The sequence below is a fragment of the Actinospica robiniae DSM 44927 genome (assembly GCF_000504285.1).
Taxonomy (GTDB): domain Bacteria; phylum Actinomycetota; class Actinomycetes; order Streptomycetales; family Catenulisporaceae; genus Actinospica; species Actinospica robiniae.
In genome coordinates, this window is record NZ_KI632511.1 from 9,634,279 (window position 1) to 9,649,364 (window position 15,086).

Sequence of the window (15,086 nt, forward strand, 5' to 3'; positions counted from 1 at the left end):
CCGAACCCCAGCCCGCCCCGCCAACGCCAGCACCCACACGACCCCGGCATCTCTCTCCGAGGGAAGGGTCCGCGCCGGAGGCGAAAGCCTGAAACCCCAGCCCACCCCGCCAACGCAACGGGTGGGCGGGTGGTCAGACGAACCGGGCGACGCGAAGCGACCGCCCCCACCACGATGACCACCTCGACCCGACGAGCCACCACGCCCCATCAACACCGAGCCGATCATCAATTCACGCTAGACGTGCGACGGGTGGGACCTCGGTGCATCGGACCACGGCTCAGCTCACCGGCAACAGACTGCCGACGACTCGCTGGGACGATGTCGTGCCGGGGTGCGTTGCGCGCGCCGGGAGGCGCCTGCGGTCACAACTCGCGTGCCCAGTTGGCGACGGCGTCGAAGTCGGCGTCGCGCAGGCCTACTGCCGGGTCGATCGGAAGGAGCAGCGTCGGTGCGGGGTAGTTGTCCTCGCACCAGCGGATGTCTTCGGGTTCGATCTGGTCGTCGAACCAGGCGAACGGCCTTCCGGCGGCGTACGCGGCGACGGGTTGCGTCTTCCAGAACGTGCCGTCGTCGGGCCAGCGGACGACGTCGTGCTCGTGCCATGCCAGCACGGGTAGGTCGGGCAGGTGCAGGTGGGGCGCGATCCACTCGTTCGCCTCGTGCTCCCAGGTGGTTGCCCACACGAGCTCGACCGGGAGGCTCAGCAGCGCCTTGCCGTGCGCCGGGTTGAGCCAGACGCGGAGCGTCGGGACCCGCTCCTGGCCGCCCGGGAGGCGCACGGGCGGATAGTCCTGCGCCCACGAGGCCGGGCGCATCCGGTGCGTGCCGTAGCCGTCGGGGTGGTCCTCGATCGGGGCGGCGTAGGGGTTGAGCGGGCCGTCGACGTCGAGGAAGAGGATCGGTTTGGCCGACCTTGCGTCGGAGCTGAACCCGTCCTGGTCGTCCGCGTGCTTCTCTGACGTCACAGCGTTTCCCTCCACCCCTCAGGCGTGTGCACCACGCTCCCGGTCTCGCAGCTCCCGACGCAGAATCTTGCCAGACGTCGACTTCGGCACCGCGTCCAGGAACTCCACCCGGCGCACCTTCTTGTACGGCGCGACGTTCGCGGCCACGAACTCGACGACCTGGTGCGCGGTGAGCTCCGCGCTCGGCTGCCTTACGACGAACGCCTTCGGCACCTCCTCGCCCTCCTCGTCGAGGACGCCGATGACCGCCGCGTCCGCGATCGACGGGTGGGTCAGCAGCAGCGCCTCGAGTTCGGCCGGCGCGACTTGGTAGCCCTTGTACTTGATCAGCTCCTTGATCCGGTCGACGATCGTGACCACGCCGCGCGGGTCGACGGTCGCCACGTCGCCGGTGTGCAGGAAGCCGTCGGCATCGATCATGGCGTCGGTGGCGGCGGTGTCGTTGAGGTAGCCGAGCATGATGTTCGGGCCCTTCACGCACAGCTCGCCGCGCTCGCTCACACCATCTTCCGGGAGCTCGATCTCCTCGCCGGTGACTGGATCGAGCAGCTTGTTCTCCGTGTTGGGGGCGGCAAATCCGACGCTTTCGCAGGGCACGTCCGTCGCGCCGACGGGAATGAAGTGAGATACCGGGCTCATCTCGCTCATGCCGTATCCCTGCACCATCGTCACGCCGAGCCGGTTTTCGACCGCCCGGCCGAGTTCGCCGTCGAGGGGTGCCGCGCCGGAGAAGACCACGCGGAGCTCGGATAGGTTGTATTGGTCGACGATCGGATGCTTGGCGAGTGCCACCGCTATCGGCGGCGCGATGAACGCCCATGTGACGTGGTGCTCGGCGAGCGCGTCAAGGAATGCGGTGAGGTCGAAGCGCGGCAGCGTGACGAGCGTCGTGCGCAGACGCAGCGACAGGTTCAGTAGAACAGTCATTCCGTAGATGTGGAAGAACGGCAGGACTGCCACGAACACTTCGTCCTGATCGACGCCGAAGTCTCGCTCGATCTGCGCGAGGTTCGCGACCAGGTTGCGGTGACTCAGCCGTACGCCCTTGGGTGTGCCGGTCGTGCCGGACGAGTACGGCAGCGCCGCGATGTGCGTAGCCGGATCGATGGTTACTTCCGGGGGCAGATGCCCGAGCGCGCTTAGTTCGGACAGGCGTGCGGGGCCTGCGCCGGGTTCGGACGTCGCATCGCGCTGTCCTAACAAAATGACGCGCGTCTCCGGCAGCCCCACGGCCGCGGCACCGGGGAGCGCCGCGCCGGCCACGGCCGGGTCGGCGATCAGCGCGACCGCGCCGCTGGCGCGAAGCTGGCGGGCGATGTCGCCCGCGGTGGCGAGCACGGGAATCGTCGTCACGGCGGCGCCCGCGCGCAGGATCGCGTGGAACGCCACGCCGAACTCAGGACTGTTCGGCGCGTGCAGCGCCACCACGGCTCCCGGCGCGATGCCGAGCGCGGCCAGCGCACCCGCCGCCGCGAGTACGCGATCGTGCAGGCTCCTGAAGTCGACGCGCTCGCCGGTTGACGCGTCGATGAACGCAGTGCGCTCGGCGCCGGCCAGTTCGCCCGCCGGGCCGAAGACGTAGTCGAACACGGAGACGTCGGGTATGGACACCGGCGGGAACGGGCTGGCGAAGCTCATGACCGGCCAATCTGTCGAGGGTGGGAGTGAAGGGTGGGAGTGGATTAGGCGTTGGGAGAGAGGTGCCGCGGGGATTCGTGCAGGGGAGCAGCGGAGCGATTCGCGGGGACGGGCGAGCGGGCGTTGCGAGGATGGAGAGCGGGCGTTTGCGGGGGAGCGGACTGGGCGTTCACGGAGAACTGGAGGCTGACGCGCGGGTGAGTCGCAGAGTAACGGAAGACTCCGTGGTGTCCAGAGTGAACGGGAGCCTTGAGCCATGCCCAGCGCCGTGCCTCGAGCGGTCTCGGCCCGGCGTCGCTGTCTACGCGCTGGCGTCGTCAGCAGGCAGCGTCGGGGAAGATGCGCGGCGGCAGCGATTGGCCGGTACGCACGCGCGAGTCGTGGGTCGTGGGTCGGCATGGGTTGTTCTGCGAGCACTCGGCGGGGCGACGACGGTGGGCTCAAGCGTTAGTCAGCTAATCCCGTTGCTCGCGTGTGCCAAGATTCAAAAGTGGAGACACCTGACCTCACGCGTGCGATCGCTGCCGCTACTTCGATCGCCACATCGCTCGACCTTCCGGTCACCGACGCGATCGTTCTGCACAACTCGAACAAGGTGGCGCTGCGGCTGACGCCGTGCGACGTCTTCGCCCGGATCGCCCCTGTGGGGCAGGAGGTTGCGCAGTTCGAAGTCGAGGTTGCTCAGCGGCTCGCCGAGGTCGGAGCACCGGTGTGTCCTTTGGAGCCTCGGGCCGATCCGATTGTGTACACGCGCGATGGCTTCGTCGTGACCCTCTGGGCCTACTTCGAACCCGTGACGCCTCACGTCTCGCCGGCCGACTTCGCTGCGGTGCTGGCGCGGCTGCACGCCGGGATGCGCGAGGTGGATGTGCCGAGCCCGCGGTTCACGGATCGGATCGCAGAGGCGGAAGCGATCGTTGCCGATCCGGCTGTCTCGCCTGAGCTCGCCGACGCGGACCGCGTGTTCCTCAGCGGCAGGCTGGCAGGCTTGCGGCGGGCGATCGAGGCCCGCGGCGCCGAGGAGCAGCTGCTGCACGGCGAGCCGCATCCGGGCAACGTGCTCAACACGAAAAATGGCCCGCTGTTCATTGACTTCGAGACGTGCTGCCGTGGACCGGTCGAGTTCGATCTCGCCCATGTTCCCGAGGAGGTCTGCGGACACTACCCGGGCGTCGACCGCGAGCTGCTCGACGAGTGTCGGGAGCTGGTTCTCGCGATGGTCGCGGCGTGGCGTTGGGACGTTGGCGACGAGTTTCCGAACGGGCGTTGGTTCGGGGAGGAGTTGCTGCGTTCGCTACGCAAGGGTTCTCCTTGGCCCTCACTCGACGTGGTGATCAGACGGTTCGATGAGCTTGAGGAAGCGCCGAACGTGTCGTAAGGAGTGCGGGTCTCCGAGAGATAGTTCGTGCGCGAGTCAAATGTCGCTTCGGCCTTGAGCGCGGAGAAGGCACAGGCACGGGCGTAAGAGGCTGCCCGCGCTCACGACGCAGGAAGAATCCGCCGCGGTTTCGGCGCCTGGCCGCGGCGGCTCCACTCGCGGGGGTAGCCGAGAGAGACCTCTTCGAACCGGACACCGTCCTCATGCGTGGTACGCGGGATGTGCAGGTGGCCGTAGACGACGACTTGCGCGTCGAAGCGCTTGTGCCAGTCGGCTGTTCTGGTGGTGCCGCACCACTGGGCGAACTCGGGGAAGCGCAGGGCGCGGGTGGGTTCTTCGGTCAGCGGGAAGTGGTTGACCAGCACGGTCGGTAGGCCTTCCGGGCGGTCGGCGAGTCTGCGTTCGCTCTCGGCGACGCGCTCTTCGCACCACTGCTCCCTCGACGGGTGCGGGTCCGGGTGCAGCATCGCCTCGTCGGTCGCCATGACGCCGGCGCGTGCCGCCGCGGCGAGGCCTTCTTCCTTCGAGTTCGTGCCGGGGGGACGGAACGTGTAGTCGTAGAGGACGAACAAGGGGGCGATGACGACGCCGCCGTCCGCGTCCGTGCTCGTACCCTGCCAGACCGGGAACGGGTCCTCGGGGGTCAGTACGTCGAGCTTGCGGCACAGCTCCACCAGCTGCCGGTACCGCTGCTCGCCGCGGGACTGGACCTGGTCGCTCTTCGGGGTCCACAGCTCGTGGTTGCCCGGCACCCAGATCACCTTGGCGTACTTGCTGCGCAGGGTGTGCAGTGCCCAGGCGACGTCGAGGAAGCGCTCGGCGACGTCGCCGGCGACGATGAGCCAGTCGGCCGGGTCGTCGGGCTGCAGGTTCTCGACGTACTCCCGGTTCTCCGGGTAGCTGATGTGCAGGTCGCTGATCGCGTAGAGGCCGCCGCCACCGTTCGCGCTCTCGGTCATCGAGCCCTCCTTCCCGCCGCGCGCAGTCCCGATCATGGTAGCGGGACGGGAAGGAGGGGCGGGGGAGGTTCAGCTCAGCAGGTCGAACACGACCCTCGCGAACCTGCGCGCTTCCGGCTCGGACAGGGCGACCCGGTGGTACTCGGCGCACACTTCCGGGTGGTCGATCGGGACCAGGGTGCGCTGCGGCTCGTCGTCCCACCAGTTCTCGGCGAGCATGAAGGTCACCGTGTATTCGTCGTTCACGGTGTCGTCGGCGCTGTGGTAGCGGCCGCGCAGTATCGTGTACTGCTCGCCCGGGCCGTATTTCTCCAGCGGGCGGAATCTGGTCGCGGTGAGCACGTTGGTGGCGGAGAAGACGTCGACGTCCTCGCTCTCGCCTTTGTCGATCGCGAAGATGCGGTGCGTGGGCTCCGCGTCGAAGTCGAGTTCGAGCTCGTGGTTCGTCACCGTGCCGGCGATCACTCTGCTGATCATATCGAATGTATGCATATGCATATCAGACGTCGGATTTTTCGCCCGTGGACCGTCCGGCAGCCACGCGTGCACGCAGCAGCCGAAGGTGTCCGAGCGGAAGACCGGAAAACACAGGAATCCGAGCGGGTGCAGTTTCACCTCGGGCGCACGCTCGCCGACCGCCATCTCCTCGACGAAGCGCCGTACCCAGTCCCGCACGTATTCCTGGCCTCCACCTCCCTTCAAGGCCTCACGCAGAGTCGACGCCTCTTCGAGCGTCATCGCCTTCGTCGTCATCGATGTCGAGCCTTTCTACGATGGAGCGCAGTTCCTCGTCGGTGAACGTGCAGCCGGGCAGCCCCAGCTCCTTGAACAGGTTCCGGACATGGTGGGTCGACAACCGGCCGCGGGTGTCCAGGGGGGACCAGCGCACCGGGGCCAGGCGCAGGCGGCCCGCCTGTGCCCAGCCGGCGTCGAACTCCCGGACGTAGCTGCGGTAGAGGTGGTCGTCCACGCCCGCCGCCTGGCTGCGCCCCGGATCGTCGGCGGGGGTCAGCACCACCAGCTCGTCGCTGATATCGAGCTGGTGGGCGGCGAAGAACGCGGAGAAGCGGATGTCCGGACGCACGCGGCTGTTGGCCTTGCGCTCCAGGCAGAGGGCGAGAATCGTGGCGTGGATCTCGATCTCCAGCTGCCTGCGGGCGTTGGAACGCGAGAGGTTCAGCCGGGCCCACTCACGATAGTGGCTGCAGGCCACCTCGTTGCGCGGGTCGAGCAGTTCCACCTGCAGGCTCAGATAACCGTGGTGGCGGGAAGCGGCGGACAGCTCCGGAAGCACGCAGGCGCGCAGCTTCGAGCCGGTCGCGCTCTTGTGCCGCCAGCGCGTGGTGGTGCGCGCGGTCTCGCGCAGCACTTTGCAGCGTTCGTCGTCGTCAAATGTGCGGATGTCGTTCGACACTGCTCCGCGCTCCTCCCGTGAAAGCCTTTCCAGTCCATCCGCGCCCCGCGGTGCGTTGCTGTGGGCCGATGCCCGGCCTACGATGCGTGCAGAGGGGCGAGAATCCCGTGGTCATAGCGCTTGTGCGCTTATGTGATCAGTGGCCTGCTTCACCTTCTGCTCCGATTCTGCTCTACTTCGGAGCAGTGGCGCAAGTCACACCACGTCTTCAACCTGGCGAAGCGGGTGGCGTCGTCCTGGCGTCGCTCCGAAACGGAACAACAGCGGAAACACCGGTCACACGAGGGGATACGGGTGCGGTGGCGGAACAGACGGACGATCAGCGTTATCCGCTGAACGACGATTTCGGCAAGCGGATCAGCGCGTTGCGCACCGAGCGCGGCTGGTCCCAACAGGCCTTGGCCGACCGGATCGCACGTGAGCACCCGGAGATGTCCATCGCCCGGCGCAGCACGATAGGGAAGATCGAGTCCGGGGTCCGGGTCTTCCTGCGGGTGCAGGAGGCCGAGGCGCTCGCCCGCGTGTTCGGCGTCGGCCTGGCCGAGTTCGCCGGCGCCGCATCGGGCCCGACGGCCGTGCTGCCCGCCACGCCCGGGCCGCTGCTGTTCATCAGCTACGCCGTGGCCGACCGGGTCTGGGCCGAATGGATCGCGCACCAGCTGGAGGAGGCCGGCTACCGCATCACCATGCAGGGGCGCGACTTCGTGCCCGGCGCGAACTTCGTCGAGCTCATCGACCGCGGCCTGACCCAGGCCAGCGTGGTCGTGTGCGTACTGTCGAAGGCGTATCAGGTCTCCGAGTTCGGCCGGCGCGAGTGGCAGGCCGTGTACGCGAGCCGCACGCACGGCGAGGGCGGCCGCTCCCGGCTGCTGCCGGTCCGGGTCGAGGACATCCCGGTGGACGGGCTGCTCGCCTCGCTCACCTACGTCGACCTGGCGCACGTGCCGGACCAGGACGCCGCTCGCAGCCTGCTGCTGGCCCAGGTGAACGACTCCATGGCGGGTCGCGCCGTGCCCGCGCAGCGGCCGCAGTACCCCGGCGCGCCCGCGGCCGTCGGCGTGGCGATCCCGGCCCAGGCGCTCGAGCCCGACTATCCGCCGGAGCAGCGGCGCAACCTGCTGGTCCAGGAGGTCATCAAGACCCGGCATCCCGGCGCGCGGGTGTTCCAGGTGCCCGGCCAGTTCCCGCACCTGCTCGTGTCCTACAACGAGGGCGAGGTGGTCGAGCAGGTCCGCATCGGCACGCACGTGGGCCAGGTGGACGAGCAGGTCCTGGACGACTTCGCCACCCAGGTGCGTGACGCCGACCCGCTCACCAAGGCCGAGCTGGTGTATCAGGGTCCGCCGCCGGCCGAGGCGGTGCAGGAGGAGTCCGTGCGCCGCCGGGTGCGGCTGCGCAGCATCGACGACTTCCGCGGCCTGATCGACCTGCGTCCGTTCGTGCAGCGGCAGACCGAGCGGCTGTGCGCGGACACCGACTACGCGCCGCGCCACTACGTGCCCCAGCGCTTCCGCGACCTGTCCGCCAACGCCACCACCGTGCGCGGCGACCTGGCCGAGCACCTGGTCAGCGAGCTGGGCAAGGACGTCGGCGGGTTCACCCTGGTGCTCGGGGACTTCGGCGCCGGCAAGACCTTCGCCCTGCGCGAGGTGGCCCAGCGGCTCTCCGCCTTCCCCGAGCTGGTGCCGCTCTACATCGAGCTGCGCTCGCTGGACAAGGCGCACAGCGTGGAGGGCCTGGTCTCCAGCCACCTGGCGAACTTCCGGCACCGGCAGATCGACCTCGACGTCTTCCAGAACCTGCTGCGGGCCGGGCGCATCGTGCTGCTGTTCGACGGCTTCGACGAGCTGGTCACCCGGGTCACCTACGACCGCGCGGCGGACCACCTGCGCCGGCTGATCGCCACGGCCGAGGGCAAGGCCAAGATCGTGGTGGCCAGCCGCACCCAGCACTTCAAGAGCGCGCAGCAGGTGCTCACCGCGCTCGGCGAGCAGGTCGGGCTCGGCTCGCGCCGCAGGATGCTGAGCATCGAGCCCTTCGACACCGACCAGATCCGCAGCTACCTGACCCGCCACTACGACAACGACGCCTCCCGCGCGCAGGACCGGATCGACGCGATGAGCCGGGTCAACGACCTGACCGCGCTGTCGGTGAACCCGCGTATGCTCGGCTTCATCGCGGCCCTCGACGACGCGCAGCTCAAGGCCGCCGCGATCGCCCCGGTGCTGAGCGGCGCCACGCTCTACGAGCAGGTCCTCGACCACTGGCTGGCGTACGAGGTCGAACGCACCTCCGGTGTGGCCGGCGCGCCGCCCGGGCTGACGCACCAGCAGTTGTGGCGCGCGGTCTCGGTGCTGGCGCTGCGGCTGTGGGAGAGCGGGGAGTCGCAGCTGAGCATGGACGAGCTCGGCGAGATCGGGCACTCGCTGGCCCAGCTGGCCGACTTCCGGCTCTCCCCGGAGCAGACCGTGCACGCGGTCGGCGCGGGCAGCCTGCTGGTGCGCTCGGACGACGACCGGTTCGGCTTCATCCACGGCTCGGTGATGGAGTGGCTGCTGGCCAAGCGGATCGCGGACGAGTGGAACGCGGGCGTGACCGAGCCGCAGCTGCTGCTGATGCGGCCGCTCTCGGAGACGGCCCTGGAGTTCCTGTGCGATCTGGCCGGCACCCGCAACGCGCTGGACTGGGTCTCGACCGTGCTCGACGACCGGGAGGCCGACTCCGCCCGGCGCACCAACGCGGTGCACCTGAGCAGCCGGCTCAAGGTCGGCACCGGCGCGGACCTGCGCGACGCCCAGCTGCGCGGGCAGGATCTGTCCGCGATGCGGCTGCGTTCGGCCCGGCTGAGCGGGTCCAACCTCGACGACTGTCTCCTCGTGCGCACCGACCTGACCGGCGCGGACCTGACCAACGCCCGCCTGCGCGGGGCCAAGCTCAACGACGCGAAGCTCACCGGCGCGGATCTGACCGGCGCGGACCTGAGCTGGGCCAGGCTCGTCGGCGCCGATCTGACCCGCACCCGGATCGACGGCGTGGACTGGCACCGCAGCGCGCTGATCGCGGTGCGCGGGCTCGAAGGGCTGGAGAACCGGGACGAGACCCCGCTCCGGGCCGCGGCCGTCGCGCCCGGCGACCGGGTCGAGGTCGCGGTCGGCGTCTCCCGGACGGCGTTGCGGCACGGCTTCACCGAGGGCCAGCTGCCCCGGCCGGTCTCCTTCAACCCGCGCGGAGACCTGCTCGCGATCGGCACCGCCGAGGGCGCCGTCCTGCTCTGCGACGCGGGCACCGGCAAGCCCGTGCGCACCCTGCTCGGCCACTCCGGACCGGCCTATCTGGTCCGATTCGGGTCGGATCATAATACTCTTTACACCGGTTCCCGGGACGGCGCGGTGCGCACCTGGGACCCGGACAGCGGCCGTGAGCGGCTGGTGATGGGCGAGCACCAGGACTGGGTGTGGCCGGTGGTCCCGAACCGCGGCGGCACCATCCTGCTGGTCGGGGACAGCAGCGGGACGATCCGGCTGTGGGATCCCCGCGTCGGCACGGTGCTGCACCGCCTGCCCGGGCACTCCGAGCGGATCTGGACCGCGGAGTTCCACCCGTCCGGCGACATGGTGGCGGTGGGCGACCAGTCCGGAACGGTCCGGCTGTGGAACCCGCACACCGGCAAGCTGGTTCGGGAGCTGACTCCGGCCGAGCCCGGCGGCTCGGTGTACCGGGTCTTCTTCAACTCCGCGGGCACGCTGCTGGCCAGCGCGCACGAGGAGGGCAAGGTCCGGCTGTGGGACCCGGCCACCGGCGAGCAGGTCGTCGGGCCCTTCGAACACGAGGGCCGCGTCTACTCGCTGCACTTCGACCGCTCCGGGCGCTACCTGGCCAGCGGCGACACCGAGGGCCAGGTCTTCCTCAGGGATCTGAGCACCGACCCGGTGCGCGCGGTCACCCTGCCCCGGCACCGCGGCGCGGTGTACCGGGTCGGATTCAACCCGCAGGGCAACACGCTCGCCACGGCCGACTCGGACGGGGTGGTGCGGCTGTTCGAGATCCCGTCCGGCCGGCTGCTGCACGAGATCCAGGCCCACCGCGCCTCGGTCTGGCCCATCGCGTTCCACCCGTACCGCAACCACTTCGCCAGCAGCAGCAGCGACGGCGAGACCAAGATCTGGGACGTCGGCAGCGGCGAACGTGTGCACCTGCTGCGTGGCCACGGCCGCACCACGGCGATGGCGCGGTTCAATCAGAACGCGTCGTTGCTCGCGGCCTGCGGCAACGACGGCTCGGTGCGGCTGTGGGAGCCGAGCACCGGGCAGATGGTGCAGCAGTTGCGGCTGGAGGACGAGCCGTTCACGGACGCGCTCTTCACCCCCGGGTTCCCGGTGCTGGCCGCGGTCGGGCAGAGCGGCCGGGTGCACCTGTGGGGCGAGAGCGGCGAGTATCTGCGCGAGCTGTTCGTGCAGACCAAGCGGGTGTGGTCGATCGGCTTCAGCCCGGACGGCGACATCCTGGCCACGGCGAACGACGACAACTCGGTCAAGCTCTGGTACCGCACCACGAACCGGCTGATCCACACCCTGGCCGACCACGAGGGCCGGGTGCGCTCGCTCGACTTCAGCGCCGACGGCGCCCTGCTGGCCACCGGCTGCGAGGACGGCAAGGTGCGGATCTGGGACGTGGCCACCGGCCGGCTGCTCGACCGGGCCGATCTGCCGGTCTACTCCCGGCGGGTGTACGCGGTGGACTGGGCCCTGTCCGGCGGCCTGCTCGCCTCGGCCAGCCTGGACGGCAACGCCCAGCTGTGGGATCCGGCGACGCAGACCTCGGTGCTGATCCCGGGCGCGGCCGGAGCCAAGCCGATCCGCACCTGTGCGCTGCATCCGGACGGGTCGCTGCTCGCGGTGAGCGGCGCCGACACCAACATCCACCTGTGGGAGGTCGGGGCGCCGGGCGGCCCTCGGCACGCCGCGATGCTGCGCGGGCACACCGGCGTGGTCAACCGGCTCTCCTTCAGCCGGGACGGCGGGATGATGGCGAGCGCGGCCGACGACGGGAACGTGCGGCTCTGGACGGTCCCGCCGATCGACCGCGTACACGAGGCCAGGGCGCGCAGCACCCTGATCGGCCTGCCGCACGGCTGGGCGGCGGTGGCGCCGGACGGCCGGTACAAGGCCGCCGGCGACATCGCGGGCGAGCTGTGGCACCTGGTGGGCATGTGCCGGTTCGAACTCGGCGAGCTCGACGGCTACCTGGACCAGGTGCGCCAGGTGGCGCTCGACGCCGAACTCTGACGGCGGCGTCGCGGCGCGCGGGCGGTAAGGGGTGAGGGCCCTTGCCGCCTCGCGCCGCGACGCTGTCTATGATGCGGTGACCAGCCCCGCAGCCCTGGAGGTCCCGTGTCCTACGACGTCGCCGCCGTCCGCGAGCGCTTTCCCGCGCTGGACGCCGGGTTCGCCCACTTCGACAGCCCGGGCGGTTCGCAGACGCCGCGGCCGGTGATCGAGGCGATCGCCGACGCGCTGGCCGGGCCGCTGTCCAACCGCGGCGACGGCACGCTGGGCGAGCGCAATGCCGCCGCGCACGTGGCGGCGGGGCGTCAGGCGCTGGCGGATCTGCTCGGCGCCGATCCCTCCGGGATCGTGTTCGGCCGCAGCGCCACGCAGCTCACCTACGACTTTTCGCGAACGCTGGCCAAGACCTGGCGTCCAGGTGACGAGATCGTCGTCTCGCGACTCGATCATGACTCGAACATCCGGCCATGGATTCAAGCGACCGAGACGGTGGGCGCTGTCGTGCGCTGGGCCGAGTTCGATCCCGCCACCGGCGAGCTGACCGTGGACGATATCCGTGCCGCGCTGAGCGAGCGTACCCGCCTCGTCGCGGTGACGGCCGCGTCCAACCTGATCGGCACCCGGCCGGACATCCCCGCGATCGCCCGCGTGGTCCACGACGCGGGTGCGCTGCTCTACGTCGACGGCGTGCACTACGCCGCGCACGTGCTGGTCGATCTCGACGCGCTCGGCGCCGACTTCTTCGTCTGCTCGCCGTACAAGTTCCTCGGCCCGCACCTGGGTGCGCTCGCGGCGAGCCCGGCGCTCCTCGAGACGCTCTCGCCGGACAAGCTGCTGCCCTCGACCAACGCCGTGCCGGAGCGGTTCGAGATGGGCACGCTTCCCTACGAGCTGCTCTCCGGCGCTCGTGCGGCGGTCGACTTCCTCGCGACCCTCAGTGGTCGGCGCGAGGGCGGTCGCAGGGAACTGCTGGCCGCTTCGTTCGCCGCTCTCGAAGAGCACGAAGACACTCTGCGTACCCGGATCGAGAGCGCACTGGCCGGGATGAAGGGCGTCGCGCTGCACTCGCGCGCTGCGCGACGCACCCCCACGCTGCTGCTGACGTTCGACGGCCGGGACACTCGTGACGCGTACCGGTTCCTGGCCGAGCGCAAGGTCCACGCGCCGTCAGGGTCCTTCTATGCGCTGGAAGCCTCGCGGCGCCTCGGTCTCAGTGACACAGGCGGCCTGCGCGTCGGCCTCGCCCCGTACAACGACGAGGCCGACGTAGACCGCCTGCTCACGGGTCTGACGGATTTCCTTGACTCGTAACGGTTTTTACGGCTGCGACGAGGTCTGCCGCAGGCTCTTGAGTTCCAAGCGGACCGCCTCGTGGTGCGCGGCGGCGTCGGCCTTGGCCTTGGCCGGGCTCCAGCGCCCCTTCAGCAGCCAGACGAACGGAAGGAACAGCACGCCGCCGCCGAAGCAGATCCACCACCAGGTCTGCCACTGACCGGGGTTGTCCTTCTGCGCCTGCTGCACCAGCGGCCCCTCCTTCTGGAGGTACTGCAGCTCCACGAGCACCTTGCCGTCCTGCAGCGCGATGCCGTACTGGGAGACCAACGCGAGGTCGGCGGTCGGGACCGCGGCCAGGGCCTTGAGCTGCGTCGCCGCGTCCTGCACCGGCTTGCCGTCGGTGGCCAGAAGCGCCAGGTCGGCTGCCGGGACCTGGCCGAGCGCCTGGAACTGTGCGACCGCCGCGGCCTGGGTGAGGTGCAAGGCCGAGGCGATGTCGCCGACGGCCTTCGCCTGCGCCGCGGCGTCGTTCGGGTTCGTCTGCAGCGCGGCCTGGGTGGTCGGGTCGATCGCCTGGGCCGTGGCCAGCTGCGTCTGATAGCGCGGGCCGAGGGTGAGCACCTGGCCGACGTCGGTGACGGAGAGCCCGGAGATCTCGCTCAGCGCCTGGGCCTGCGCGGACGGGTCGTTCGGGTTCGCCTGGAGCGCCGCCTGCGTCTGCGCGGTCAGCTTCTGCGCCGTGACCAGCTGCGCCGCGTCCTGGGTGCTGATCGTCTGGACCCGGGTCACGATCGTCGGATCGGCCGCGATGGCCTTGACCGCCGCGTTCTCCGAGGCGGTCAGGATCGGGGTCTGCCCGGCCGCCGCCGCGGCGACGGTGCTGCCCTGGTCCACCAGTGTGCTCGCGGCCGGAATCACCGCGATCAGGCCGAGCAGGGCCAGCACGACCACCGTGCGCAGCATCGAGCCCCACACCGCCAGACCGGTCGCGGTGGCCGCGGGGTTGTGGCTCTCCACGGTCTCGGTGAACCCGGCCATCCAGGAGGCGAACGCGATCGCGCTGCCGATGGATATCAGTAGGATGATCCCGACGAAGTGGTAGTAGGTGGTGTCAGGGTGCGTCGTCGCGATCGCGAACAGGGCCACGCCCACCGAGCTGATCACGCAGCCGATCACCATGAACGGCTTGCGCACCCGCAGCCAGTCCGAGACGAGGCCGGTGATGATGAGCGCGATGCACTGGAAGCCCCAGTACCAGTTCGCCAGCGCGTTGGCCCGGTCCTCGGAGTAGCCGAAAGTGGTGGCGAAGAAGACCACGAACAGGCCGACGGCGATGTAGTAGAAGAGCAGGTAGATGCTGATCGCGAAGGCCGGCCCGATGATGTCGAGCCGCAGCATCTGCCGCCAGTGGCCGGAGACGGCCTGTTCCGGATCGACGCCGCGGGCCCGGGCCTCGATCAGGGCGCGGTCGCGCAGGCTCACCATCAGCTGGTCGCGCAGCTGCGGCGCGAGCTCGCGCAGGCCGAGGAAGGCGAGGGCGAAGACGACCAGGCCGACCACTCCGCAGACGCGGAACTGGTACTGCCAGTCCGGGTGGGTCGCCAGGGTGTGGCTGGCCACCTCGCTCACGACCAGGCTGCCGACCACCGGCCCGAGCGTCCAGAAGCCCATCGCCGAGGCCCGGCCGAGCTGCGGCGAGAAGTCGCGGATGAGCGCGGGCGTGGCCACCAGGATGATGCCCTCGACGAAGCTCACGCAGGCGAACATCACCAGGTAGACGGTCTTGCTGTGCGCCTGGGCCAGGCCGAAGAGCACCAGCGCGCCGGTCAGGGCGAGTCCGTAGACGACGAGGTTCGCCCGGCCCCAGCGGTCGGCCAGGCCGGCCACCACCGAGGCGAGCGCGCCGACGGCGTTGCCCACGATGGAGATCGAGATCAGGTACACCAGGGACATGTTCAGGCTGGCGGCGAGCTGGGTGGCCACCGATCCCTGGACGTAGAGCTCGTAGTAGAGGGTGACCGTGGCGATCACGACAATGCCCAGATACAGGGCGCGTGGTCCGTGCGAGGGGTAGCGATCGAGCTGTCGGCCCCAGATGCCGCGTTTGGCCGTGACGGCGGATCGCGCCGGTACGTCCGTGGCTGGGCTGTCGGTCATGACGGACCACTC

Annotated in this window: 9 protein-coding genes; 3 read left to right on the top strand and 6 right to left on the bottom strand. The window is 69.9% G+C overall.

The window, feature by feature from the left end; all coding sequences use genetic code 11:
* Positions 1–365: 365 nt before the first annotated feature.
* Complete coding sequence (locus tag ACTRO_RS41275) at positions 366–968, bottom strand: HAD domain-containing protein (protein ID WP_211244604.1); 603 nt, start codon at positions 966–968, stop codon at positions 366–368.
* 18 nt (positions 969–986) lie between these two features.
* Positions 987–2,606: an AMP-binding protein gene (locus ACTRO_RS41280; protein WP_034271942.1), complete on the bottom strand. Its 1,620-nt coding sequence runs from the start codon at positions 2,604–2,606 to the stop codon at positions 987–989.
* Positions 2,607–3,096: 490 nt separating this feature from the next.
* Here ACTRO_RS41280 and ACTRO_RS41285 point away from each other — a divergent pair, with 490 nt between their 5' ends.
* On the top strand, positions 3,097–3,984 hold the full coding sequence (locus ACTRO_RS41285) for a phosphotransferase enzyme family protein (protein ID WP_034271944.1): 888 nt from the start codon (positions 3,097–3,099) through the stop codon (positions 3,982–3,984).
* Positions 3,985–4,085: 101 nt separating this feature from the next.
* On the opposite strand, the gene ACTRO_RS41290 is transcribed toward ACTRO_RS41285, so the two are convergent.
* The 3 genes from ACTRO_RS41290 to ACTRO_RS41300 all read right to left on the bottom strand — a co-directional run bounded on the left by ACTRO_RS41290 (position 4,086) and on the right by ACTRO_RS41300 (position 6,357).
* Positions 4,086–4,943 (bottom strand): metallophosphoesterase family protein, encoded by an 858-nt coding sequence (locus ACTRO_RS41290; RefSeq protein WP_034279020.1) that lies wholly within the window; start codon positions 4,941–4,943, stop codon positions 4,086–4,088.
* 69 nt (positions 4,944–5,012) lie between these two features.
* Complete coding sequence (locus ACTRO_RS44655; RefSeq protein ID WP_157436738.1) at positions 5,013–5,696, bottom strand: hypothetical protein; 684 nt, start codon at positions 5,694–5,696, stop codon at positions 5,013–5,015.
* Positions 5,650–6,357: a hypothetical protein gene (locus ACTRO_RS41300; RefSeq protein WP_034271947.1), complete on the bottom strand. Its 708-nt coding sequence runs from the start codon at positions 6,355–6,357 to the stop codon at positions 5,650–5,652. The genes ACTRO_RS44655 and ACTRO_RS41300 overlap by 47 nt, the downstream gene beginning before the upstream one ends.
* A gap of 299 nt (positions 6,358–6,656) precedes the next feature.
* Here ACTRO_RS41300 and ACTRO_RS41305 point away from each other — a divergent pair, with 299 nt between their 5' ends.
* A complete protein-coding gene (locus ACTRO_RS41305) occupies positions 6,657–11,642 on the top strand; it encodes a WD40 domain-containing protein (protein WP_051452189.1) in 4,986 nt (1,661 codons plus the stop codon).
* Between the two features lie 105 nt (positions 11,643–11,747).
* Entirely contained in the window at positions 11,748–12,953 is a 1,206-nt protein-coding gene (locus tag ACTRO_RS41310; protein ID WP_034271949.1) for a cysteine desulfurase-like protein, read from the top strand.
* Positions 12,954–12,959: 6 nt separating this feature from the next.
* Here ACTRO_RS41310 and ACTRO_RS41315 read toward each other — a convergent pair whose 3' ends face one another.
* Positions 12,960–15,074 (bottom strand): MFS transporter, encoded by a 2,115-nt coding sequence (locus ACTRO_RS41315; RefSeq protein ID WP_034271951.1) that lies wholly within the window; start codon positions 15,072–15,074, stop codon positions 12,960–12,962.
* Between the last annotated feature and the right edge of the window lie 12 nt (positions 15,075–15,086).

Bases quoted from the DNA above. Each gene is read 5' to 3' on its own strand.
- ACTRO_RS41290 (WP_034279020.1), bottom strand. From the start codon at position 4,943: ATGACCGAGAGCGCGAACGGTGGCGGCGGCCTCTACGCGATCAGCGAC.
- ACTRO_RS41280 (WP_034271942.1), bottom strand. From the start codon at position 2,606: ATGAGCTTCGCCAGCCCGTTCCCGCCGGTGTCCATACCCGACGTCTCC.
- ACTRO_RS41315 (WP_034271951.1), bottom strand. From the start codon at position 15,074: ATGACCGACAGCCCAGCCACGGACGTACCGGCGCGATCCGCCGTCACG.
- ACTRO_RS44655 (WP_157436738.1), bottom strand. From the start codon at position 5,696: ATGACGACGAAGGCGATGACGCTCGAAGAGGCGTCGACTCTGCGTGAG.